Source organism: Agrococcus sp. GCM10030265 (genome assembly GCF_042666675.1).
In the GTDB taxonomy this organism is placed as follows: domain Bacteria; phylum Actinomycetota; class Actinomycetes; order Actinomycetales; family Microbacteriaceae; genus Agrococcus.
The window spans coordinates 817,035-839,893 of sequence record NZ_JBHTCZ010000002.1 but is presented as its reverse complement, the minus strand read 5'-3'; the positions used below and the strand labels follow the sequence as shown (position 1 = coordinate 839,893).

18 protein-coding genes and 1 tRNA gene are annotated in these 22,859 nt (G+C 73.0%); 10 read left to right on the top strand and 9 right to left on the bottom strand.

From position 1 onward, the window contains the following. The first annotated feature begins 13 nt into the window (after window positions 1-13). Together nudC and ACFQPP_RS08270 are read left to right on the top strand one after the other, a co-directional pair. Window positions 14-865, top strand: a complete 852-nt coding sequence (nudC, locus tag ACFQPP_RS08275) for an NAD(+) diphosphatase (protein ID WP_376916091.1) — start codon at window positions 14-16, stop codon at window positions 863-865. Next, on the top strand, window positions 862-2,547 hold the full coding sequence (locus tag ACFQPP_RS08270; protein ID WP_376916089.1) for an ATP-dependent helicase: 1,686 nt from the start codon (window positions 862-864) through the stop codon (window positions 2,545-2,547). The genes nudC and ACFQPP_RS08270 overlap by 4 nt, the downstream gene beginning before the upstream one ends. Before the next feature lie 723 nt (window positions 2,548-3,270). On the opposite strand, the gene ACFQPP_RS08265 is transcribed toward ACFQPP_RS08270, so the two are convergent. After that, a complete protein-coding gene (locus ACFQPP_RS08265) occupies window positions 3,271-4,635 on the bottom strand; it encodes a zinc-dependent metalloprotease (RefSeq protein ID WP_376916088.1) in 1,365 nt (454 codons plus the stop codon). A gap of 84 nt (window positions 4,636-4,719) precedes the next feature. Between ACFQPP_RS08265 and ACFQPP_RS08260 the strand changes: the two genes are divergently transcribed. The 4 genes from ACFQPP_RS08260 (at window position 4,720) to ACFQPP_RS08245 (ending at window position 9,582) form a co-directional block, all read left to right on the top strand. Then, window positions 4,720-5,784 carry a PDZ domain-containing protein gene (locus tag ACFQPP_RS08260; protein ID WP_376916087.1) on the top strand — a complete coding sequence of 355 codons (1,065 nt, stop codon included), beginning with the start codon at window positions 4,720-4,722 and terminating at the stop codon, window positions 5,782-5,784. Between the two features lie 103 nt (window positions 5,785-5,887). Next, entirely contained in the window at window positions 5,888-8,986 is a 3,099-nt protein-coding gene (locus tag ACFQPP_RS08255) for a UPF0182 family protein (protein WP_376916086.1), read from the top strand. 63 nt (window positions 8,987-9,049) lie between these two features. After that, window positions 9,050-9,126, top strand: a tRNA-Met gene (locus ACFQPP_RS08250). 75 nt (window positions 9,127-9,201) lie between these two features. Beyond that, window positions 9,202-9,582: a CHY zinc finger protein gene (locus tag ACFQPP_RS08245; protein WP_376916085.1), complete on the top strand. Its 381-nt coding sequence runs from the start codon at window positions 9,202-9,204 to the stop codon at window positions 9,580-9,582. Here ACFQPP_RS08245 and ACFQPP_RS08240 read toward each other — a convergent pair. Together ACFQPP_RS08240 and ACFQPP_RS08235 are read right to left on the bottom strand one after the other, a co-directional pair. Beyond that, on the bottom strand, window positions 9,579-10,289 hold the full coding sequence (locus ACFQPP_RS08240; protein WP_376916084.1) for an AIM24 family protein: 711 nt from the start codon (window positions 10,287-10,289) through the stop codon (window positions 9,579-9,581). The two genes, ACFQPP_RS08245 and ACFQPP_RS08240, sit on opposite strands and share 4 nt — an antisense overlap. Next, complete coding sequence (locus tag ACFQPP_RS08235; RefSeq protein ID WP_376916083.1) at window positions 10,286-10,606, bottom strand: MTH1187 family thiamine-binding protein; 321 nt, start codon at window positions 10,604-10,606, stop codon at window positions 10,286-10,288. Before ACFQPP_RS08235 ends, ACFQPP_RS08240 begins: the two co-directional genes overlap by 4 nt. A 79-nt stretch (window positions 10,607-10,685) precedes the next feature. Between ACFQPP_RS08235 and ACFQPP_RS08230 the strand changes: the two genes are divergently transcribed. Beyond that, window positions 10,686-11,489, top strand: a complete 804-nt coding sequence (locus ACFQPP_RS08230) for a carbon-nitrogen hydrolase family protein (RefSeq protein ID WP_376916082.1) — start codon at window positions 10,686-10,688, stop codon at window positions 11,487-11,489. A gap of 10 nt (window positions 11,490-11,499) precedes the next feature. On the opposite strand, the gene ACFQPP_RS08225 is transcribed toward ACFQPP_RS08230, so the two are convergent. Continuing rightward, window positions 11,500-12,711, bottom strand: a complete 1,212-nt coding sequence (locus ACFQPP_RS08225; RefSeq protein WP_376916081.1) for an aminotransferase class I/II-fold pyridoxal phosphate-dependent enzyme — start codon at window positions 12,709-12,711, stop codon at window positions 11,500-11,502. Between the two features lie 100 nt (window positions 12,712-12,811). Here ACFQPP_RS08225 and ACFQPP_RS08220 point away from each other — a divergent pair, with 100 nt between their 5' ends. Both ACFQPP_RS08220 and ACFQPP_RS08215 read left to right on the top strand, forming a co-directional pair. After that, on the top strand, window positions 12,812-14,428 hold the full coding sequence (locus ACFQPP_RS08220; protein ID WP_376916080.1) for a S1C family serine protease: 1,617 nt from the start codon (window positions 12,812-12,814) through the stop codon (window positions 14,426-14,428). 96 nt (window positions 14,429-14,524) lie between these two features. Further along, complete coding sequence (locus tag ACFQPP_RS08215; RefSeq protein WP_376916079.1) at window positions 14,525-17,272, top strand: CDP-glycerol glycerophosphotransferase family protein; 2,748 nt, start codon at window positions 14,525-14,527, stop codon at window positions 17,270-17,272. Here ACFQPP_RS08215 and ACFQPP_RS08210 read toward each other — a convergent pair. Continuing rightward, entirely contained in the window at window positions 17,269-18,333 is a 1,065-nt protein-coding gene (locus tag ACFQPP_RS08210) for a glycosyltransferase family 2 protein (RefSeq protein ID WP_376916078.1), read from the bottom strand. The two genes, ACFQPP_RS08215 and ACFQPP_RS08210, sit on opposite strands and share 4 nt — an antisense overlap. Window positions 18,334-18,365: 32 nt before the next feature. Here ACFQPP_RS08210 and ACFQPP_RS08205 point away from each other — a divergent pair, with 32 nt between their 5' ends. Continuing rightward, window positions 18,366-19,658 carry a CDP-glycerol glycerophosphotransferase family protein gene (locus tag ACFQPP_RS08205; RefSeq protein ID WP_376916077.1) on the top strand — a complete coding sequence of 431 codons (1,293 nt, stop codon included), beginning with the start codon at window positions 18,366-18,368 and terminating at the stop codon, window positions 19,656-19,658. On the opposite strand, the gene ACFQPP_RS08200 is transcribed toward ACFQPP_RS08205, so the two are convergent. From ACFQPP_RS08200 to ACFQPP_RS08185, 4 genes are all read right to left on the bottom strand, one after another. Beyond that, a complete protein-coding gene (locus ACFQPP_RS08200; RefSeq protein WP_376916076.1) occupies window positions 19,648-20,541 on the bottom strand; it encodes a hypothetical protein in 894 nt (297 codons plus the stop codon). The two genes, ACFQPP_RS08205 and ACFQPP_RS08200, sit on opposite strands and share 11 nt — an antisense overlap. Further along, window positions 20,538-21,275 carry an ABC transporter ATP-binding protein gene (locus tag ACFQPP_RS08195; protein WP_376916075.1) on the bottom strand — a complete coding sequence of 246 codons (738 nt, stop codon included), beginning with the start codon at window positions 21,273-21,275 and terminating at the stop codon, window positions 20,538-20,540. Before ACFQPP_RS08195 ends, ACFQPP_RS08200 begins: the two co-directional genes overlap by 4 nt. Then, window positions 21,275-22,081 (bottom strand): ABC transporter permease, encoded by an 807-nt coding sequence (locus tag ACFQPP_RS08190; protein ID WP_376916074.1) that lies wholly within the window; start codon window positions 22,079-22,081, stop codon window positions 21,275-21,277. The genes ACFQPP_RS08195 and ACFQPP_RS08190 overlap by 1 nt, the downstream gene beginning before the upstream one ends. Before the next feature lie 64 nt (window positions 22,082-22,145). After that, window positions 22,146-22,835: an NTP transferase domain-containing protein gene (locus ACFQPP_RS08185; protein WP_376916073.1), complete on the bottom strand. Its 690-nt coding sequence runs from the start codon at window positions 22,833-22,835 to the stop codon at window positions 22,146-22,148. Window positions 22,836-22,859 lie beyond the last annotated feature (24 nt).

The window sequence follows — 22,859 nt, the reverse complement described above, 5'->3', positions numbered from 1 at the left end:
CCATGCGTCGCGGATGCGGGAGGGCTCGCTCGAGGCCGCGCTCGCCGATCCGTCGACCCGCGTCGTGCTCGTCGACGGCGACCGCACGCTCGTCGCAGGCGGCGCGATCGTGCGCGTGCCCGTCGACCGCGTGCCCTCGGGCGCGAGCATCGCGTGGCTGGGGCGCACCGCGGGCCACGGCGGACAGCAGCCGGGTGCCATCGTGCTCGCGGCGACGGTCGACGGCTCGGCGCTCGACGGCGCCGTCGTCGACGGAGCCGGCGACGGACGCGAGCTGGGCGACTGGCGCAGCCTGCGCGAGATCGGCGCCGAGCTCGACGACGAGGACGCCGGCATCCTCACGCAGGCGGTCGCGCTCGCCAGGTGGCAGGCGACGTCGGGCTTCAGCGGCATCGACGGCTCCGCGGTCGCGTTCCGGCAGGGCGGCTGGGTCGGCATCGACGGCGCGGGCGCGCAGCACTTCCCGCGCATGGATCCCGCCGTGATCGTGCTCGTGACCGACGCGGCCGACGAGCGCATCCTGCTGGGGCGCAACGCCGCGTGGACCGACCGCTTCTCGCTGTTCGCCGGCTTCGTCGACCTCGGCGAGTCGTTCGAGGCGACGGTCGTCCGCGAGGTCTTCGAGGAGTCGGGCGTGCGGGTCGAGGAGCCCCGCTACGTCGCGAGCCAGCCGTGGCCGTTCCCGCGGAGCATCATGGTGGGCTTCGAGGCTGTGGCGCTCGACCCGGAGGCCGCGCGACCCGACGGCGAGGAGATCGTCGAGGTGCGCTGGCTCACCCGCGACGACGTGCGGAACGGAGTCGTGGGGCTGCCCGGCAACGCGTCGATCGCCGCGCACCTCATCCAGCGCTGGCTGGATCGGTGACGCCCGACGAGATCCTGGGGCGGCTCGACGAGCAGCAGCGCGAGGCGGCCGTCGCCGTGCAGGGCGCCGTGTGCGTCCTCGCGGGCGCGGGCACCGGCAAGACCCGCGCCATCACCCACCGCATCGCGTACGGCGTCGCGGTGGGCGTCTACGACCCGCGACGCGTGCTCGCGGTGACGTTCACGACGAAGGCTGCGGGGGAGATGCGTACGCGGCTGCGCGCGCTGGGCGCGGAGGTGCAGGCGCGCACCTTCCACTCGGCGGCGCTCGCGCAGCTCGCGCACTTCTGGCCGCGGCTCGCCGGCGGGCGCATGCCCGAGGTGCTGCCCACGAAGGCGCGCACCATCGCCGACGCGGCGCTGCAGCTGCGGCTGAAGGTCGACACGCCGCAGCTGCGCGACCTGGCCGCAGAGGTCGAGTGGCGCAAGGCGCGCGCGCTGACGCTCGAGCAGTACGCCGCGGGCGCGCACGGTCGAGCGCTCCCCGGCGACATGCCCGTGTCGACGATGATCGAGCTGCACGAGACGTACGAGCGGCTCAAGGACGACCGGCGGCAGATCGACTTCGAGGACGTCATCCTCGCCACCACGGGCATGCTCGAGCGCGAGCCGATCGCCGCCGACACGGTGCGCGGGCAGTACAGGCACCTCACGGTCGACGAGTACCAGGACGTCTCGCCGCTGCAGCAGCGGCTGCTGGATGCCTGGCTCGGCGGCCGTGAGGAGGTGTGCGTCGTCGGCGACCCGAGCCAGACCGTCTTCGCGTTCGCGGGCGCGAACGCACGCAGCCTGCCCGAGTTCATCGGCAGGCATCCCGACGCGACGGTCGTGCGACTCGAGCGGTCGCACCGCTCGACGGCGCAGATCGTGGATGCCGCGAACCGCCTGATGCGCGGCCGCGACGCCATCCATCTGCGCGCCGAGCGCACGGGACCGGAGCCGGAGGTGACGATGCACGCGTCGGATGCGGCCGAGGCCCGCGCCGTCGCCGAGCGATGCCGGGCGCTCGTCGCCCGTGGTGCGAAGGCGTCCGAGATCGCGGTGCTCGTGCGCTTCCACGCGCAGTCGGCGGGGATCGAGCAGGCGCTTGCCGAGGCGGGGCTCTCGGTGCGGCTCGCCGGTGCGCAGCGCTTCTTCCAGCTGCCCGCGGTGCGGCAGGCGATGCTCATGCTGCAGCAGACGCCCGACGACGGCCGCCCGCTCTTCCAGGCCGTCATCGACGTCGTCCATCCGCTCGGCTACTCGCACGAGCCGCCCGCGCGGCAGGGTGAGGAGCGCGCTCGATGGGATGCGCTGCACGCGCTCGTGACGCTCGCCGAGGAGGCGCCGCCCGGTGCGACGGCCGCGGGGTTCGCCGGCGAGCTCGCGCGCCGTGCCGCGACCGACCACGAGCCGGGCGTCGATGCCGTCACGATCGCGACGCTGCACGCTGCGAAGGGCCTCGAGTGGGAGCACGTGTGCATCGTGGGCCTGTCGGAGGGGCTGCTGCCGATCTCGTACGCCACGACGCTCGACGCCATCGACGAGGAGCGCAGGCTCTGCTACGTCGGCATCACGCGGGCACGCTCGACGCTGTCGCTGTCGCACGCGGCGGCATCGGGGCGGATGCCGAGGACGCCCTCGCGCTTCCTGGCAGAGCTCGACAGCCGCAGTCGGGGTGCTGCCCCCACCGCTCGACGCTGATCGCGCCGGTGTCGAGCGCGATGGACGCACCGGCGCCGACGTCGGCGTGCCCGAGCGCTGCGAGGTTCACGAGCACGGCGACGTGCGCGACGGTCTGCGCGACGGCCGCCGCCGGCACGGAGCGGATGGCGGGCAGCCCGTGGGGCACGGCGGCGTCGGGGTCGGCGAGGTCGGCGCACCGCGGGCAGGCCGATGCGCCAGGATCCGTCCACGGCCCGACGACGATGCGCTGATCGCCGACGACGACGGGCACGTGCACGCGGTCGCGCCGCAGCAGACGCTGCCGCTCGAGGTCGGGCAGCCGCCAGTCGGCGACGGGGATGGAGACGTCGACGCGTCGGCGCGCGATGCGGTGGCCGTCCTCCTGCAGCACGCGGCGCACCGTCGTGGCGACGGGGCCGACGCCCGTCACCTCGACGCGCAGCCGCGGTCGCTCGCTCTGCAGCAGCGCGGGCGCCAGGTCGGCGACGAGCCGCGCGCCGCGCACGGCGCCGAGGACGACGGCGGGCTCCGACGGCACGATCCCGCGTCGCATGCGGTCGAGGAGCGCGGCGGTGTCGTCGTCGACGTCGTGCAGCGTCGCGAGCGGACGCTGGGCGCCGATCCGCACGGTCGTCGTCGACGTCCAGATGATGGGCAGGGCGGGGTGGATGCGCAGCATGCGCGACAGGATGCCCCCGCGGGGCTCGAGCCATCGGCTGCCGTCCACAGCCGGGGCTCGCGTCAGTCGGCCGTGCCGTCCTCGCGCTCGTGGGGGCGGTCGTCGCGGTCGTCGGCGAGGAGATCCTGCAGCGCCCGGTCGACGTCGTCGGGCTCGGGGGCGTCGCCCTGCAGCGCGGCGATGACGCGCGCCGGCACGTCGATGTCGTCGGCGGTCGGCAGCAGGTCGGGGTGCGCCCACAGCGAGTCGCGCCGCTCGGGGCCGACGGCGTCGGTGACGGCGCGCCAGAAGGCCGAGGCCTCGCGCAGCCTCCGCGGGCGGATCTCGAGGCCGACGAGCGTGCCGAACGCGCGCTCCGCGGGCCCGCCGGTGGCGCGACGGCGGCGCACGGCCTCGGCGATGGCGTCGCGTCGCGGCAGGCGCGCGGTCGCGTCGGCCGTGACGGCGTCGACCCATCCCTCGACGAGGGCGATCGTCGTCTCGAGGCGCGCGAGGCTCTGCAGCTGCTCCTCGGTCTTCGGCGGGATGAGCGAGCCCGACGAGAGGGCCTCGCGCAGCTGCTCGGGGTTCTGCAGGTTCGACATGTCGAGCTCGCTCGCGAGCTCCTCGAGCCGCTCGACGTCGATGCGGATGCCCTCGGCGTACTCGCGCACCGACGACAGCACGTGCAGGCGCAGCCACTTCGCGTGGTGGAACAGGCGTGCGTGGGCGAGCTCGCGGGTCGCGAGCCAGATGTGCACCTGGTCGGCAGGGATCTCGAGGCTCGCGGGGAGCCCCTGGAGGTTGACGGGCAGCATGGCGGCCTGCTCGTCGAGCAGGGGGAAGCCGACGTCGCCGCCGGAGAGCACCTCGCTCGAGAGGCGCCCGACGACCTGGCCGAGCTGCATCGCGAAGAGCGTGCCGCCGACGTTGCGCAGGAGCCTGCCGGCGCCGGCGATCATCGCCTGCGCCTCCTCGGGCGCCTGCTGGCGCATGGCGTCGGTGAGCGCGTCGGCGATCGACGCCGCGACCGGCTCGCTCATCTCCTGCCAGACGGGCATGGTCGCCTCGGCCCACTGCTGGCGCGAGAGCAGCGTGATGTCGGAGATGGTGCCGATCTCGGTGGCCTCGTCGAGCCACGTGGCTGCGAGGCGCGCGGCCTGCTGCACCGCCTCGCGCTCCTCGGTCGACACCGAGCCCGGGTCGCGGCTGACGACCTGCAGCGCCTGCTGCCGCGCGACGGACCAGTCGATGCCGTCGCCCGTGCGCTGCAGCGCGCTCTGCAGCTGCGCCATGAGCTGCTGCAGCAGGGCCGGATCTGCGGGGATGCCTGCGGCAGCGCCCAGCTGCTGCGGATCGATCTGCCCGCCGAGGAACTGCTGCAGCATGTCGCGCAGCTCGGCTTCGGGATCGCGATCCGGGTCCTGGTCGGGGGACTGGTCATCCATGCGACTACGCTAGCGCCGGGCTCGCGAGCGGCGGGCAGCTCGTGGGCGCAGGAGCCTGCGCCGACGGCGAACAGGAGGCCGCGCATGCTCTTCCCGCGACGACGCGATCGGCGGGCGATCGGCGGCTGGATCGGCGTGCTCCTCTCGCTCGGCGCACTGCTCGGCATGGCCTTCCTGCCCTCGCCCTACGTCGTCGAGCAGCCGGGTCCGACCTTCGACACGCTCGGCGAGACGGACGCGGGTCCGCTGATCTCGGTGCCCGCCGGCCTCGACCATCCCGACGCCGAGGGAGCGCTGACGCTGCTCACGGTGTCGATCGCAGGCAACCCGCAGCGGCCGCTCACGTGGGTCGACGTCGCCGAGGCGTTCCTCGATCCGGCCGACGAGATCCTGCCGCTCGACGCCGTGTACGCGCCCGAGGAGACGATCGAGGACTCGAACGAGGCCGGGCGCATCGAGATGGAGTCGTCGCAGGCCGCGGCCATCGCGGCTGCGCTGCTGCACGAGGGGTACGAGATCGACGCCGAGGTGACGATCGCGCAGGTGCTGCAGGGCAGCCCGGCAGAGGGGGTGCTCGAGGAGGGCGATCGCATCCTCGCCGTCAACGGCGAGACCGCCTACGACGTGTACTCGATCCGGGCGTCGATCGCGGCGGTCGACGGCGCTTCGACGTTCGACGTCGAGCGCGACGGCCAGCCGCTCACGGTCGAGGTGCAGCCCCTCGAGGAGCAGGGGCAGCGGCTCGTGGGCATCGTGCCGCAGAACGCCTTCGACTTCCCGATCGAGGTGTCGATCGAGCTGCCGAACGTGGGCGGGCCGAGCGCGGGGATGATGTTCGCGCTCGGGATCGTCGACCGCCTGACCGAGGGGTCGCTCACGGGTGGCGTCCACTGGGCGGGCACCGGCACGATCTCCGCCACGGGCGATGTGGGCGGCATCGGCGGCATCGAGCAGAAGATGCACGGGGCGCTCGCCGCCGGCGCCGAGTGGTTCCTCGCGCCGGTCGAGAACTGCGGCGAGGTGGTCGGAGACGTGCCGGATGGGTTGCGGGTCGTCGCGGTCGACACGCTCGACGACGCGATGGCGGCGATCGAGACGGTCGCAGCGGGCGGCGACGTCGACGCGCTGCCGACCTGCACGGCGGGCTGAGCCCCGCGCTTCCTCGGCTTCCGCCGGGAGCGGACGCACCGGCGGAGGCCATAGCCCGCGCCGGTAGGATGCGTGGACCCCCCGTCGACCCTGGAGCCGACTCGTGTCAGACACCTCTGCCAGCGCACAGCCCGCGCTGCGCCGCTCGCCCCTCATCATCACGCTCGCGGTCGTCGCGGCCATCGTGGTGGGGTTCATGCTCTTCTCCGGCTTCTACGCCGACATCCTCTGGTTCGACCAGCTCGGCTTCGTGCAGGTCCTGCAGGTGCGCTGGGTCGCGATGGCCACGATGTTCGCCATCGGGTTCCTCGCGATGGCCGTGCCGCTCGCGGTCACGATGCAGATCGCGTTCCGCTCGCGGCCGATGTACGCCCAGCTGTCGAGCCAGCTCGACCGCTACCAGGAGCTCGTGGCACCGCTGCGCCGCCTCGCGATGTGGGTCGTGCCGGCCGTGTTCGGCCTCTTCGCCGGCCTCGCAGCCGCGTCGCGCTGGGACACGGCGCTGCTGTGGCTCAATCGCCAGCCGTTCGGCGAGACCGACGCGCAGTTCGGCCTCGACGCGTCCTTCTACGTCTTCGAGCTCCCGCTCTACCAGGAGGTCGTCTCGTTCGCGCTGGCCGTGCTCTTCGCGTGCGGCCTCGCGACGATCGCGACGGCGTACCTCTACGGCGCCGTGCGGGTCACGGGCCGCGAGCTGCGCATCTCGCGCAGCGCCCGCATCCAGATCGGCATCATCGTCGCGCTCTGGATGGCGTTCTTCGCCCTCAGCACGTGGCTGAGCCAGTACCAGTCGCTCGTGTCGCCGTCGCTCGGCGGCGAGGTCGAGACGGGCGTCGGCTTCACCGAGGCCAACGCGGGCATCCCCGGCCAGCAGATCATCGCGGGCATCGCCGCGCTCGTCGCGATCTTCTTCGTCGTGACGGCGGTCATCGGCCGCTGGCGCCACTCGATCGTCGGCACGGCCCTGCTCGTCGTGGCGTCGATCATCATCGGCTTCGGCTACCCCGCGATCATCCAGCGCATCCAGGTCGACCCCTCGGCGGGCACGCTCGAGGCGCCGTACATCCAGGAGAACATCGACGCGACGCGCTTCGCGTTCGGCGTCGACGACATGACCGAGGTCGACGTCGACGTCGAGACGAACCCGGAGCCGGGCGCGCTCGCCGCCGACCAGGCGACGACGGCGAACATCCGCCTGCAGGATCCCGAGGTCGTCGGCGTGACGTTCTCGGCGCTGCAGGGTCTGCGCCAGTACTACGCGTTCGACGAGTCGCTCGACGTCGACCGCTACACGATCGACGGCGAGGTGCGCGACGCCGTCGTGGCGCTGCGAGAGCTGAACCCCGAGTTCCTCGCCGAGCAGGACTGGTACAACCAGCACATCATCTACACCTACGGCTACGGCCTCGTGGGTGCGTACGGCAACCAGCGCGCCGCCGACGGTCGCCCCGTCTTCCTGCAGCAGGGCATCCCCGCGAGCGGCCAGCTGGGCGACTTCGAGCAGCGCATCTACTTCGGCGAGAACAGCCCGGAGTACTCGATCGTCGGTGGCGGCACGCAGGAGGACGAGACGGCGGAGGCCGTCGTGCCCGCCGACGAGCCGCCCGTCTCGGAGGACCCGGCCGTCTCCGAGGATGCCGCTGCGTCCGAGGACCCGGCCGCGTCCGAGGACCCGGCTGCGTCCGAGGAGCCGGCGGCGTCCGACGCGCCGGGCTCGACCGACGCCGAGGGCAACATCGGCGCAGGCACCGTCACCCCGTACGAGGGGCAGGGCGGACCGGAGGTCGGCGGCTTCCTCTCGCGCCTCGTGTACGCGATCAAGTTCCAGTCGGAGCAGATCCTGTTCTCGAACGCCGTCGCCGACGACTCGCAGATCCTGTACAACCGCGACCCGCTGCAGCGCGTGCAGCAGGTGGCGCCGTACCTGACGCTCGACCAGGACCCGTACCCGACGGTGGTCGACGGCCAGATCGTCTGGATCGTCGACGGCTACACGACGACGTCGCAGTACCCGTACTCGACCCAGACGTCGATGGCGGGCGCGATCGCCGACGCGTCGAACCCGAGCCCGCAGGCGACGGCGAACGACACCGTCAACTACATCCGCAACTCTGTGAAGGCCGTGGTCAACGCGTTCGACGGCTCGGTGACGTTGTACGCGTGGGACTCCGAGGACCCGATCCTGCAGGCGTACGACAGCATCTACCCGGGCACGCTGCAGCCGACCAGCGAGATGTCGGGCGACCTGCTCGCCCACGTGCGCTACCCGGCCGACCTCTTCAAGGTGCAGCGCGACATCCTCGGCGAGTACCACGTCACCGATGCATCGTCGTTCTACTCGGGCACCGACGTGTGGCGCACGCCCGACAACCCGACGAGCAGCGGCGAGAACGCGCCGCTGCAGCCGCCGTACTACCTGACGATGGCGGTGAACGACCAGGATCCCGCGTTCTCGCTCTACTCGACGTTCATCCCGCCGTCGTCGGGCCGTGAGCTGCTCTACGGCTACCTCTCCGTCAACTCGGATGCGGGGTCGGAGGACGGCGTCGTCGCGGAGGGCTACGGGCAGCTGACCCTGCAGAACATCCCCGAGGATCAGCAGATCCCGGGGCCGGGCCAGGCGCAGAACAACTTCAACACCGACTCGCAGATCGGGCAGGTGCTCAACCTGCTGCAGGACGGCCAGTCGGACGTCGTGTACGGCAACCTGCTGACCCTGCCCGTCGGTGGCGGCATGCTGTACGTGCAGCCCATCTACCTCCAGTCGACGGGTGGCACGACCTTCCCCGTGCTCGACAGCGTGCTCGTGTCGTTCGGCGACGCGATCGCCTTCGAGGCGACGCTCGACGAGGCCCTCGACGCGCTGTTCGGTGGCGACTCGGGTGCGACGGCCGGCGACGAGGGCGTGACGCCGATCGATCCCGAGACGGGCGAGCCCGTCGAGGGCGGCGCCGAGGGCGGCGAGGCCGGCGGTGGCGAGGCGCCCACGGGCGACCTGCAGACGCAGCTCGTCGCGGCGCTGCAGGAGGCTGCCACGGCGCTCGAGGAGCGCGAGGCGGCCTACGCCTCGAACGACCTCGTGGCGGCGGCGGAGGCCGACGAGCGCCTGCAGGAGGCCGTGGGCGAGGCGAACGGCCTCATCGAGCAGATCTCCGGCGGGGGCTCGGAGGAGCCCGCCGCCAGCGAGGAGCCTTCGCCCTAGGCGAACGCATCCACCCCGTGGTTCGAGAGGGGCTCGAAGCCGTGCTAGAGTCATATCTCGTGCCGCGGGGTGGAGCAGTTCGGTAGCTCGCCGGGCTCATAACCCGGAGGTCGCAGGTTCAAATCCTGTCCCCGCAACCATGTGAATCAGAAGGCCCGCCGAGAGGCGGGCCTTCTGCATTGGCGCAGGTGGCCGTCGCGGTCGAGGGGGAGCGGATGTCGCAGCGAGAGCGCCCACCCGTCCTCGGCAGGCCGATCGACGACGAGACGCGGTGCGTGCACTGGTCGTCGCCGCTCGACGTCGTGGCCATCCGCCTCGCGTGCTGCGACGCCTTCTTCCCGTGCCATGCGTGCCATGCGGAGACCGCCGACCATGCGGCGTCGCGGTGGCCGGAGGATGCGCGCGACGAGCGGGCGGTGCTGTGCGGCGTCTGCGGCCACCGGCTGACGATCGACGAGTACGGCACGGCGGCGTCGTGCCCCGCGTGCCGCGCGCCCTTCAACCCGGGCTGCGCCCTGCACTGGCACCTCTACTTCGAGGGCCCGCCGCCCGCGGCCGGCGTCGAGCGCGGTGCCGCGGGCGACGAGCGCCCCTAGCCGAAGAGGCTGCCGACGCCGCTCGAGCCGCCACCGCTCTGCGCCTGCACCTGCGGGCGTCCCTCGGAGGGCTGCACGATCACGAACCCGGGGCCGTGGAAGGCGAGCTGGAAGGCCTCGCCGGAGCCGCCGCGCAGCAGCGAGCGCATGTTCATCGAGTTGACGACCTGCGGCTGGAGGTTGGCCGACCAGCACACGGCGGCCTGCGGGTCGACGAACGTGGGCTGCTGCGAGCAGTCGAGCAGCAGCGGCTCGCCGTCGCACGTGACGGCGACGGTGCCGAATCCGCCGATCTCGAGGTTGAAGAGGCCGCCCGCCATGAAGCCGCCGCCGCGGAGCATCTTGATGTCCCACTGCAGCGTGTGGTCGAACGCGAGGAGGCTCTCGCCGTTCACGGTGAGGCCCTCGTTCTCGAGGGTCACGGTGAAGATGTTCTGGGCGTCGCGCGCGAGGAAGACCTCGCCCTGGCCCTGCATGCGCATGAGCGGGGCGCCCTCGCCCGTCAGCGCCTTCTTCAGGAACTTCTCGACCGAGCCAGAGCCCTCGTGGTGGAACTGGATCTGCCCCTGGTAGGCGACCATCGATCCCTTGGCTGCGATGACGTCGGTGCCGGTGACGTTGACGCGCATCATGCGATCCGACTGCTTGACCCAGCGCTCCTGGGTCTGCTTCTCGTGGTACGCCTGCGCGAAGAGCTCGCTCTTCATCGGTCCTCCTCCAGTGCGGGCTCCTCGAGCGCCTGCTCGAGCCGGTCGACCTTGCCGTCGAGCTCTCCGGCCCATCCTGGCCGGATGTCGGCCTTCAGCACCAGCGATGCGCGAGGCGATGCCTCGAGGATGGCGTCGGTCGCGCGCTTGACGACCGCCATCACCTCATCCCACTCGCCCTCGATCGTGGTGAACATCGCGTCGGTGCGGTTCGGCAGACCCGACTCGCGCACGATGCGCACGGCCTTCGCGACGGCGTCGTGGACGGATCCGTCTGGTCCCGCCGTGCCCGGCGCGACCGAGAATGCGACGAGCATGTCGCTCCCTTCGTCTGGTGGGCCCATCCTCTCGCGGCGCACGCTGGGGGAGGGCTGCACGCCTGCATAGGCTGGGCGCATGGCTTCGACCGCGCCCCTCATCGCCGCCGCCGTCCAGTGGGCGCCCGGCGCCGATGCGGCGGAGAATCGCGTGCGCGTCGCAGCGCTCGTGCAGGAGGCCGCGGCGCGTGGCGCTCGGCTCGTCGTGCTGCCCGAGTACTCGCAGGCGTTCGACGCCGACATGGCGGCGCTGGCGCCGACGATCGCCGAGTCGCTGAGCGGCCCCTTCGTGACGACGCTGCAGCAGGCGGCGGCCGCTGCGGGCGCCGTCGTCGTCGCCGGCATGGTCGAGCGGCTCGACGTGGGCGTCGCCAACACGGTCGTCGCGGTGGATGGCGACCGCATCCTCGCCGCGTACCGCAAGGTGCACCTCTACGACGCGTTCGGCATGCGCGAGTCCGACTGGCTGACGCCCGGCGACCCGGCGCAGCGACCGGTGATCGACGTCGACGGCCATCGCGTCGGCATCCAGACCTGCTACGACCTGCGCTTCCCCGAGCAGTCGAGGCTGCTCGTGGACGCGGGTGCCGACGTGCTCGTCGTGCCCGCGGAGTGGGTGCGCGGCCCCCTGAAGGAGCACCACTGGGTCACGCTCGTGACGGCTCGCGCGATCGAGAGCACGGTGCACGTCGTCGCGGCCGACCACGCCCCGCCGATCGGTGCCGGTCGGTCGCTCGTCGTCGACCCGATGGGCGTCGCGCTCGCGCAGCTCGGCGAGGACGAGGGCATCGCGGTCGCGCCGATCGACGCCGCGCGCACCGCGAGCGTCCGCGAGCGCAACCCGTCGCTCGCGAACCGCAGGCACCGCGTCGTCGGCGGCTGACCCGCGTCGCCTAGGAGGCTGGTGCGGCGCCGGCGAGGCCCCGAAGGGCGCCGAGCCGCTCGACGGCATCGCGCAGCACCTCGTCGCGCTTGCAGAAGGCGAACCGCATCCACGGGCGCAGGTCGCGTCGCGAGGGCCGCGCGAAGGGGGAGAGCGGCACGCCCACCACGCCTGCGAGCTCCGGCAGCCGGCGCGCGAGCTCGGTCGCGTCGGCGAAGCCGAGGCCCGAGCCGTCGGCCACGACGAAGTAGCCGGCCTGGGCGTCGGGCACCGTGAAGCCCACGGATCGCAGCCCGCGCGTCAGGAGGTCGCGCTTGCGTGCGAACGTCGCCGCGAGCGTGTCGAACGCCTCGTCGTCCATGCGGAGGCCGGCCGCGATCGCCGGCTGGAACGGCGCGCCGTTCACGAACGTGAGGTACTGCTTCACCGACGCGATCTGCGCGACTCGTTGCGGCGTCGACACGAGCCAGCCGACCTTCCAGCCCGTGGTCGAGAACGTCTTGCCGCCGGACGAGATCGACACGAGGCGATCGCGCGCGCCCTCGATGGATGCGACGGGCACGTGCCGCCCGTCGTAGACGAGGTGCTCGTACACCTCGTCGGTGACGATGAGCGCGTCGCGCTGCTCGGCGCATCGCACGATCTCGCGCAGCACGTCCTCGTCGAAGACGATGCCCGTCGGGTTGTGCGGCGAGTTCACGACGACCATGCGCGTGCGCGGCGAGAATGCGGCGGCGATGCGGTCGAGGTCGGGCTCGAACGTCGGCGGTGCGAGCGGGATGGGCACGATGCGGGCTCCCGCGAGGCCCGCGACGGCCGCGTAGGCGTCGTAGTAGGGCTCGAAGACCACGACCTCGTCGCCCGGCTGCAGGTACGCGAGCATCGTCGCGGCGAGCGCCTCGGTGGCGCCCGCGGTGACGAGCACCTCGGACGTGGTGGTGCCGAGGCCGTACCAGTGCCGCTGATGCTCGGCGATGGCCTCGAGGAGCTCGGGGTTGCCCCGGCCGGGGCCGTACTGGTTGACCCCGTCGCGGATGGCGCGCTGCGCCGCCTCGAGCACGACGGCTGGACCATCGAAGTCGGGGAAGCCCTGCCCGAGGTTGATGGCGCCCGTGCGCGTCGCGAGCGCGGTCATCTCGGCGAAGATCGTCGATGCGATCTGCCCGGTGGGCGCGAGCAGCCCTGCTGCGCCAGCTGTCCTCCGCCACGGTGCCTCGGCCATGCCCCCACGGTAGCGGACGTGCTGCGCGGGCCCAGGGTCCGAATCCGCGACATGGACGCCGCATAGGGATCGCACGGCTGGGGGGCGTGTCATGGCTGTCATGACGAACGACGACCGCGGCCAGGTGCCGCCCGACGACGCGACCGGGTGGCCGCACGAGCCTCAGCACGAGGCAGCCTGGGGGCAGGCGCGCCAGGAGGTGCCGCCGCCGCCCACGGCGCACGAGCAGCAGCCGCACGCCGCGCCCTCCGCGCCGCAGCCGCAGCCGCACGCGCAGCCGCAGCAGCATGCGCAGCCGCAGCAGCATGCGCAGCCGCAGCAGCCCGGCCCTCCGCAGCCGCCGGTGCACCACGCCACGGCGCCGCTGTCGACGTGGCAGCAGCCCGCATCGACGCCCTTCGGGTCGCAGCCGCACGCCGGCCAGCCCTCCGCCGGCCAGCCGCACACCGGCCAGTCGCACGCCGGTCAGCCGCATCTCGGCCAGCAGGGTCAGAGCGCCTTCGGCCCCGCCGCCGGCGGCTTCGCGGCCGCGAACGGCACGGGAGCGGAGGCTCCCCGGCGTCGCCGCCGCAGCCCGATCGCCGCGCTGGCCCTCGCCGGCCTGCTCGGTGGCACGGTGCTCGGCGGGGCGGCGGGTGCCACGACCGCGGCGCTGCTCGCCGACGGCGGGGGAGCGCCGACGAGCTCGTCGAGCGACGTCACCGTGACGGGTGCCTCCGCCACTGATCCGCAGACCATCGCCGACGTGGCGCAGCGCGCCTCCGAGTCGGTCGTCACGGTGCAGGCGGTCTCGTCGGCGGGATCGGGCACGGGGTCGGGCGTCGTCGTGGGCGACGGCGGCATCATCGTCACGAACAACCACGTCGTGACCCTCGACGGCACGGCGTCCGACGCGCGGATCACGGTGCAGACCACCGACGGCCAGCTGCTCGCAGCCACGGTCGTCGGCACCGATCCGACGGTCGACCTCGCGGTGCTGCAGGTCGACGCCGACCTCCCGGTCATCGAGTTCGCCGACTCGGGTGACGTCTCGGTCGGCGACACCGCGATCGCGATCGGCTCGCCGCTCGGCCTGTCGAACTCCGTGACCGACGGCATCGTGTCGGCCGTCGACCGCGGCCTGCAGATCTCGTCGAGCGCGACGGAGGAGGAGCAGTCGCCGCAGTCGCAGCAGTCGCCCTTCGGCTTCTGGAGCCAGCAGGGCACGCAGGCGGCGCAGGAGACGATCTCGATCCCCGTCGTGCAGACCGACGCCTCGATCAACCCGGGCAACTCGGGCGGGGCGCTGCTCAACGCCGCCGGGCAGCTCGTCGGCGTCAACGTCGCGATCGCCTCGATGTCGGAGGACTCCGCCTCGGGCGGCTCGATCGGCATCGGCTTCGCGATCGAGTCGTCGCTCGTGCAGCGCGTCGTCGACGAGATCGTCGCGAACGGCGAGGCCACCCACGGCCTGCTGGGCGCCTCCGTCTCCGACGTGACCGACGCGTCCGTCGGCCGCGTCGGCGCGCAGCTCGCCGAGGTCACCGCCGACGGCGCCGCCGCGGCGGCCGGACTGCAGTCGGGCGACGTCGTCACGGCCGTCGACGGCACCGCCGTGACGAGCGCGACCGACCTCACGGCGCAGATCCGCGGCGAGGCGGGCGGTTCGACCGTGACGCTCACGATCCTCCGCGGCGGCGCGGAGCAGGAGGTCGACGTCACCCTCGGCACGCTCTAGCGGAGGCCGTCGCGACGCGGCGCGTCCCACCTGCGGGTGGGGCGCGCCGCGTCCTCGTATGCTGGCGGCATCGCACTCCAGGTCTCGCGGCGCACGTTGCGCACGCTGCTCGCCCTGCCGGCCGTCGCGCTCGGCGCAGCGGCGTCGCTCGTCGTCGCCCGCGACCGGCGTCGATGGGTCGTCGGGTGCGGCTCGGGCGTCGGCGAGGGCGCACTGCCGCTCGCGCTCGCGGCGCAGGCGCGCGGCGACGACGTCGCATGGGTCGTGCGCTCCGACCGGGATGCCGCCGACGCCGAGCGCCACGGCCTCCGCACGGTGCGGGGGTGGGCCGCGTTCACCGCGACGCTGCGCGCCGGCGTCGTCGTCATCACGCACGGCTTCGGCGACGTGAGCCGCGCCGGCGTGCACGGTGCGTACGTCGTGCACCTGTGGCACGGCATCCCGCTCAAGCACCTCCACCGGGATGCGCCGGGCTGGCTGCGCATCGCCGGCGTGCCGGACGTCGCTCCCGTGCGTCGGCTCCTGCGCGAGGCGCATCGGCGATCGGCCTCGCGCATCCGGCTGCTGCCCGTCGCGTCCGAGCGCGCCGCGAGCCGCATCCGCAGCGCGCTCGGCATCGACGCCGAGGTCGTGCGCGTGCTCGGCGACGCGCGCGTCGACGTGCTCGCAGACGCCGACGCGCCTGGGTCTCGTGCCGCGGCGAGCGCGCTGCTGGATCGCTCGGGCGCTCGCGGGCGCGCGACGGTGCTGTACGCGCCCACCTGGCGCGATGGCAAGGCCGACCCCGCCGTGCCGACCGCCGACGAGTGGGGGCGCATCGCGGCGTGGCTCGACGCGCACGACGCGCGCCTCGTCGTGCGCTCGCACCCGCACGGCCTCGGTGACTACGCGACGGGCGCCGCGACGAGCGAGCGCATCGGGCTCCTCGGCCACGACGTGCTCGCCGACGTGACGCCCGCGCTGCCCGGCGTCGACCTGCTCGTCACCGACTTCTCGTCGATCGGGTACGACGCGGCGACCCTCGGCATCCCCACGCTGCTGCTCGCCCCCGACGTCGCCGCCTACGCCGCGTCGCGCGGGCTGTACGACCGCTACGACGCGTTCTCGGGCGGCAGGCACGAGCGCACGTGGGATGCGCTGCTCGCATGGGCGAGCGAGGTCGCCGCGCCCGGCGAGGCACGCGACGAGCGCCTCGCGCACGCGCGCGTGCTCGTCGCCGAGCACGTGCGCGCGTTCGGCGGGTCGACGCAGCGCGTGCTGCAGGCGATCGACGCGGCGCTCGGTCACGGCGACGCGCCGAGCGAGCCGGAGGCCACCGCGGCGATCCGTGCGATCTGGCGCGACGGGGAGGCGCTGCGCATGCGCATCGACCCGGGCACGGCACGGCCCGTCGCGGTACGGCTGCGCTCGGCGCGCGAGCTCGTGCACGGCGAGCTCACGCGCGGTGCGCTCGCGACCGGTGCGCCTGCGACCGGCGAGGTCGTCGAGGCAGCGGTGCCGCTCACGCGCTCGCGCTGGGGAGGTCCCGCCCTCGTGCTGCCGAGCGACGCATGGGTCGTGGAGGTCGTCGACGCCTCCGGCGCGCGCCTCGAGCTCGCGCCGCCCGCCACCGTGCCGCAGCCGGAGCTCGCGCTCGACGCGCGCATCGCCTTCGAGCCGCGCGAGGGCTCGGTGGCCGTCGTGCTCTCGCCGCCGCTCACCGACGCCGAGCGCGCGCCGGGCGCGCAGCGTGCGCTGCAGCGCGCGCACCTGGGCTCGCCGACGCCGCAGCAGGCCGTCATGCTCGAGGCGTTCTACGGCACGGCCGCCTCCTGCAACCCGGCAGGCATCGATCGTGCGCTCGCCGCGCGCCTGCCGCACGTCGTGCGCGCGTGGTCGACCGTCGACGGCTCGGTGCCGATCCCCGAGGGCAGCGTGCGGGTCGTCGAGGGCTCGGAGGCGTGGTGGCGTCTGCGCGGCGGCGCTCGCGCGCTCGTCGTCAACGACTGGCTGCGCAAGCGGCACCGACGCATGCGGCATCAGCGGGTCGTGCAGACGTGGCACGGCACGCCGCTGAAGCGCCTCGCCCTCGAGCGCGATGGGCAGGGGCTGCGCACCCGCATCGCATCGGTGCTCGAGGGCAGGCGGTGGGACGTGCTGCTCGCGCAGAACCCGTTCGCGGCCGAGCACCTCCGCGCCGCCTACCGCTTCCGGGGGCCCGTGTGGGAGCTCGGCTACCCGCGCGGCGACGTCCTCCGCACCGGCGATCGCGACGCCGTGCGCGCTCGGCTCGACGTGCCGCTCGACGCGCGCGTCGCGCTCTACGCGCCGACGTGGCGCGACGACCGCGTCGCCGTCGTCGACCACGTCGACGTCGCCGCGCTCGCCGCCCGCCTCGGCCCGGGGTGGCGCGTCGTCGTGCGCGGCCATGCGCGCGCGACCGCGCAGGGCGCGCTCGCGCTCGTCGGCGAGGGGGTCGTCGACGCCACCACCTACCCCGACGTCGCCGAGCTGCTCGTCGCGGCCGACGTGCTCGTGACCGACTACTCGTCGGTCATGTTCGACGCCGCGGGCATCGAGCTGCCCACCGTGTTCGCCGTGCCCGATCTCGACGACTACCGCGACCGGCTGCGCGGCTTCACGTTCGACCTCGCCGAGGTCGCGCCGGGTCCGTTCGCGCGCACGCTCGACGAAGTCGTGGACGCGGTGCTCGCGGCAGGGCCGGGCGACGGCTGGGAGGCGCGCCGCGTGGCATGGCGGGAGCGGTTCGCGCCGCTCGACGACGGCCACGCGGGGGAGCGCGTCGTCGAGCGCATGCTCGCCGACGGCATCCTCGACGAGGCGGCCGGCGCCGCCGAGCGCTAGGTCGCGACGGGTCCCTCGCTGCGCGACGTGTCGCGGTTCGATCCGGCGCCGCGCACGACGCCCTGCAGGAAGCCCGAGCCCCAGGCGAGGTGCATGACGGCGACGACGCCCGCGAAGCGCAGCCGGTCGCCCAGCGAGCCCGGCGTCGTGGCGACGGCGCCGAGCAGCAGAGCGAGGTACGCGGCGGGCGCGAGCCCGAGCACCGCCGCCACCACCGCGAGCCACGCGGGCACCGTGCCGAGCGCGGCCGTGACGGCCGTCGCGACGCCGACGATCGCTGCGAGCACGAGCGCGACGACGAGCGCGGGCGGCACGAAGAAGCGCACGCCGTTGCTCGCACCCATGCGGCGCACGAGCTCGCCGCGCCACACGCCCGTCGAGTGGAACTGGCGCGCGAGCTTCGGCCACGTCTCCCGGGGCCAGTAGGTGACCTGCAGCGCCGGGTCGAACCACACGAGGTGGCCGGCCTTCCGCAGGCGGTAGTTGAGCTCCCAGTCCTCGCCTCGGCGCAGCGACTCGTCGTAGCCGCCGACGGCGTCGAGCGCCTCGCGGCGGAAGACGCCGAGGTACGCGGAGTCGGTCGGTCCCGCCTCGCCGCCGACGTGGTACGAGCCACCGCCGAGGCCGATGCGCGAGCGGTAGCCGCGGGCCACGGCACGCTGCAGGGGGGTGTCGCCCGTCGCGAGCATGAGCCCGCCGACGTTCGCCGCGCCCGACGCCTCGAGCGAGCGCACCGCGATGCGCGTGTAGTCGGTCGGGATCTGCGTGTGGGCGTCGACGCGCACGACGACGTCGTGCCGCGAGGCGGCGATCGCGAGGTTCAGGCCGATCGGGATGTCCATGCCCGGGTTCGGCACGAGGCGGATGCGGGGGTCGGCGGCCGCGAGCCGCTCGGCGACGGCGTCGGTGCCGTCGCGCGAGGGTCCGAGCGCGAGCACGAGCTCGCGGTCGCCCGGGTAGTCCTGGGCCATGACGGTGGCGACGGCGGCCGCCAGATAGCGCTCCTCGTTCAGCACCGGCATGACGTACGAGACGCCAGGCCACGCATCCGATCGACTCACCGAGCAAGCATGGCAGACGTAGGCTGGAGCCCATGCCGCTCCGCCGCGACCTCGCCGCAGCCCGTCGACTGCTCAGGAACGGGCTCACCTCCCGACGGAACCGGGCGGAGGTCGCGCGCACGCGAGCGCAGCACGAGGCGACGCATCCCGGCGACGTCGAGATCGCCGTGTACTACGCAGACGGTCCGGTCAACCTGTATCAGCTGCGGCAGTGGTACGAGCCGCTGCGTGCGCTGTCGCAGACGCACACCGTGGGCATCCTCGCGCGCAGCCCGGGCGCCGCGCTGCAGCTGTGGCAGGAGACCGACCTGCCCGTGTTCTCGGTCACGCAGGTGCGCGACCTCGAGGACTTCCTCGAGCACCGCGGCCCGCGCCTCGTGCTGTACGTGAACCAGAACGCCAGGAACTTCCAGATGATGCGCTACGGGCGCATGTGGCACGTGTTCATCAATCACGGCGAGTCCGACAAGATGTACATGACCACGAACCAGTTCAAGGCGTACGACTACGCGCTCGTCGCCGGTCAGGCCGCGCGCGACCGCCTCGGCGCCAAGCTGTGGGACTACGACCTCGAGCGTCGCACGCTCGAGATCGGACGGCCGCAGGCCGACCACTTCGCCGGCGAGGTGCCCTACCCGCGAGACGGCCGCCGCGTCGTGCTGTACGCGCCCACATGGGAGGGCGACCGCCCGGCCGGCGCGTACGGATCGATCGTGTCGCACGGAATCGACATCGCCGCCGCCGTGCTCGCGAGCGACCGGCACCGGCTCGTGTACCGGCCGCATCCCCGCTCGGGCGTGCTCGACGCCGACTACCGTGCGGCGCACGAGCGCATCGTGTCGATGATCGACGCGGCGAACCGTCGCGCCGCGTCGGCGCACCACGTGCACGACGACGGGCCGCAGCTCGGCTGGCAGCTGGCCGACGCCGACGTCGCGATCACCGACGTCTCGGCGATGGTCTACGACCGTCTCGCGGTCGGCAAGCCCATCCTCATCGCCCGCCCGGCGTCCGAGGAGGCCGACGTCGACGAGCGCGGCTACCTCGGCGCGTGCGAGTGGATGGAGGCGGGCATGGCCGACCCGCTCGGCGAGATCGACCGCGTCGCCGAGGACGCGGAGGCGCTCGCGCGCCTCGAGCGCTGGAGCACGCACTACTTCGGCGACACGAGCCCAGGCAGCGCCACGGCGCGCTTCCACGCGGCGATCGAGCGCCTGCTCGCCATCTGGTCGGAGCACGCCGACCGTCACCGCACCGATGCGTTCGAGGTCGAGATCGACGACGAGCCGCACGAGGCGAGCGACGAGGACGGCCCTACGCCGTAGGGCCGCCGTCGGCGTCCTCGGGCGGCGCGTCGTCCTTCGGTCGCCTGCGGAGCCGGTCGAGCGCGCGGCCGCCGAGCACGGGGCGGTTGCTGGCGTCGTAGCCCTCCTGCATCCGCTCGGACGCGGAGCCGCGGCGGAGCCGCCTCGGGCGCTGGGCCTTCGGCAGGGGCTCGAGCTCGGCGTCGAACCACACGGGAGCCGGCCCGAACGCGTCGCGCGCGCTGCGCACGATGTGCCGACCGAGGATGTGGTTGCCGACGCCGCCGACCACGGCGCCCACGCCGAACGGCAGCGCCCGCCCCAGCATCGACCTGCCGGTCTGCGCCGTCATGCGCTTGAGGAACGCCCGCTTCAGGTAGTCCACGATGGTGTTGGCGACGAAGCCCGATGGCAGCGTCGTCGTGATGAGCTGCCCCCAGAACGCATCGCCGGCCGCGCCGCGGCCGAGCGACTGCTCGGTGACGCGCCGCACGAGCGACGAGCCCTCCTTGCCGAGCATGAGCGACATGACGAGCGCCTTCGAGCGCTCGGGGTCGCGCATGTGCAGGCCGTGCACCTCGGTGACGGCCTGCGCGAAGAACGCGCTCGCCTCGAGGAAGGCCACGGTCTCGGCGACGGTGAGGCCGAGCGATGCCGCCGTGCCGACCCCCGGCGCGACGGCCGTCGCGCCGACGGCGGCACCGGAGGTCGCGACGGCTGCGAGGTACTGGCGCTCGAGCCGCGCGATGAGCTGCTCGGGCGTCATCTCGGGGTTGCGCCTGCGCACCTCCCGCAGATGGTTCACGACGAGCGGGCGCTGCCGCGCGACCACCGTGTCGATCGTCTTCACGAGCCAGCCCATGTCCTGCTGGGCCTGCGGCTGCTGTCGTGCGTCGTCGCTCATGCGTTCCCCCCGTGCTCGCGTCCGTACCGCTCCAGGACATCCTCGATCGGTCCGTCCATCACGAGGCCCCCCTTGTCGAGGTACAGCCCCCTGGTGCAGAAGCGCTTGAGGTCGCGTTCGTTGTGCGACACGAAGAAGAGCGTGCGCCCCTCGGCGAGCATGCTCTCGATGCGTCGGTAGCACTGCTCGCGGAACGCCTTGTCGCCGACGGCGAGCACCTCGTCGACGAGCATGATCGGCTCCTGCAGCCGCGAGATCACCGAGAACGCCAGACGCACCTTCATCCCGCTCGACAGGTGCTTGTACGGCGTGCCCACGAAGTCCTCGATGCCGGCGAAGCCGATGATCTCGTCGAACGCGGCGTCGATCTCGGTCTTCGTCATGCCGTGCAGGCCGGCCGTGAGGTACACGTTGTCGCGCACCGTGAGGTCGGCGACGAATCCGCCGGTGATCTCGATGAGGGGGGCGACGCCTCCGTGCACCTCGACCGAGCCCTCGTCGGGCAGCACCACGCCCGCGACGAGCTTGAGCAGCGTCGACTTGCCCTGCCCGTTGCGGCCGACGACGCCGATCGCCTCGCCCGCCTCGACGCGGAACGAGACGTCGCGCAGCGCCCAGAACTCGCCGGGTCGCGTGCGACGGGTGCGCCCTGCGAAGAGATCCTTGAACGATCGGCTCGCCGACCTGGTGCGCTTGAAGCGGATGCCGAGGCCCGCGACGTCGATGACGGTCATCAGACCTCCTTGAGCACGGCGCGGATGCTCCTGCGGAAGACGAGCGCGCCGGCGAGCACCACGAGCGCAGTCATGCCCGCGGAGATGCCGACGGCCACCCAGTCGAGCGCCTCGGGGAAGAACGCCGCCCGGTAGATCGACAGGATGCCGGCGAGCGGGTTGAACGCGCCGAGCGTCTGCAGCCGCTCGGGCAGGTCGCCGAGGTCGTAGATGATGGGCGTCGCGTAGAACGCGAAGCGCAGCACGAGCTTCACGGCGCGCTCGAGGTCGCGGAAGAAGACGGTGAGGGGCGCGACGAGGAGGCCGATGCCCAGCACGAGGGCACCCTGCAGCACGATCCCGAGCGGGAAGAGCAGTGCCTCCCAGCCGACCGTCGCACCCGTGAAGACGGCGAACAGCGCGAGCACCGGCAGCGACGCGAGGAACTCGATGCCCTTCGCGAGCGTCAGCCGCGCGACCCAGATCGTGGGCGGCACCTTCGTCGACCGGATGAGCCGCGCCTCCTTCACGAAGGCCCGGGTCGAGTCGGAGACGGCGCCGCTCAGCCACATCCAGGGCAGCAGGCCGCTGATGAGGAAGACGATGTAGGGCTCGAAGCCGACGTCGCGCTGGAACACGACGGTGAACACGAAGAAGTAGATCGCGCTCATCGCGAGCGGGTCGAGCACGCTCCACACGTAGCCGAGGAACGACGTGGAGTAGCGCACGCGCAGGTCGCGCGAGGTGAGCAGCCAGAGGCTGTGCCGGTAGCGCCGCGCCGGCGACCAGGAGTCGCGCGCATGCGTCGGAGCGGTCACGGTCGTCATCCTAGGTCGGCCTTCCACGCGACGACGCCGGCCGCCGAGTCGGCGGCCGGCGTCGAGCGTCGGATCAGACGTAGAGGTTCGCTCGGTCGAGGTCCTCGGCGAAGTCGACCTCCACCGCGAACAGGTCGGAGATGTCGAGCGGCTGCACGCGGATGCCGGCCTCGGCGATCGCCGTCTCGAGGCCGCGCTCGAAGTAGTCCTGCGCGTCGCACCGCTGCAGGTGGCGGATGAGCGTCGCCTTGTCGGTGGAGGAGACGTAGTTGATGCCGATGGCCTCGCCGAGGCCGCCCTTGACCGTCTTCGACAGCTCGCGGATGTCGCCGCGGGCGTCGAGCGTGTACTTGACCTCCTCGTCGGAGACCTTCGAGGTGTCGACGGCGACCGTCGACTGGTCGGCGCGGACGCGCTCGGCGACGCGTGCCAGCAGGCCCGGGTGGAAGACGACGTCGCCGTTCATCCACAGCACGCCGCCCGGCTTCGACGCCCGAAGCGCGCGCAGGAGCGACTTCGACGTGTTCGTCACGTCGTACTCGTCGTTGTAGACGTAGGTGTTCTCGGGGAACGCGTCGATGATGGCGTCGGCCTTGTACCCGACCACCGTGGTGATGCGCGCATCGTCGAAGGCGGCGCGGACGTTCTCGACCTGCTGCTGCATGATGGTGCGGCCGTCGTTCAGCACCGTCAGGCTCTTGGGCAGCGAACGGCCGAGGCGCGAGCCCATGCCTGCTGCGAGGATCACGATCTGCGTGGTCATTGCCTTCTCCAATGCGGTGGTGCG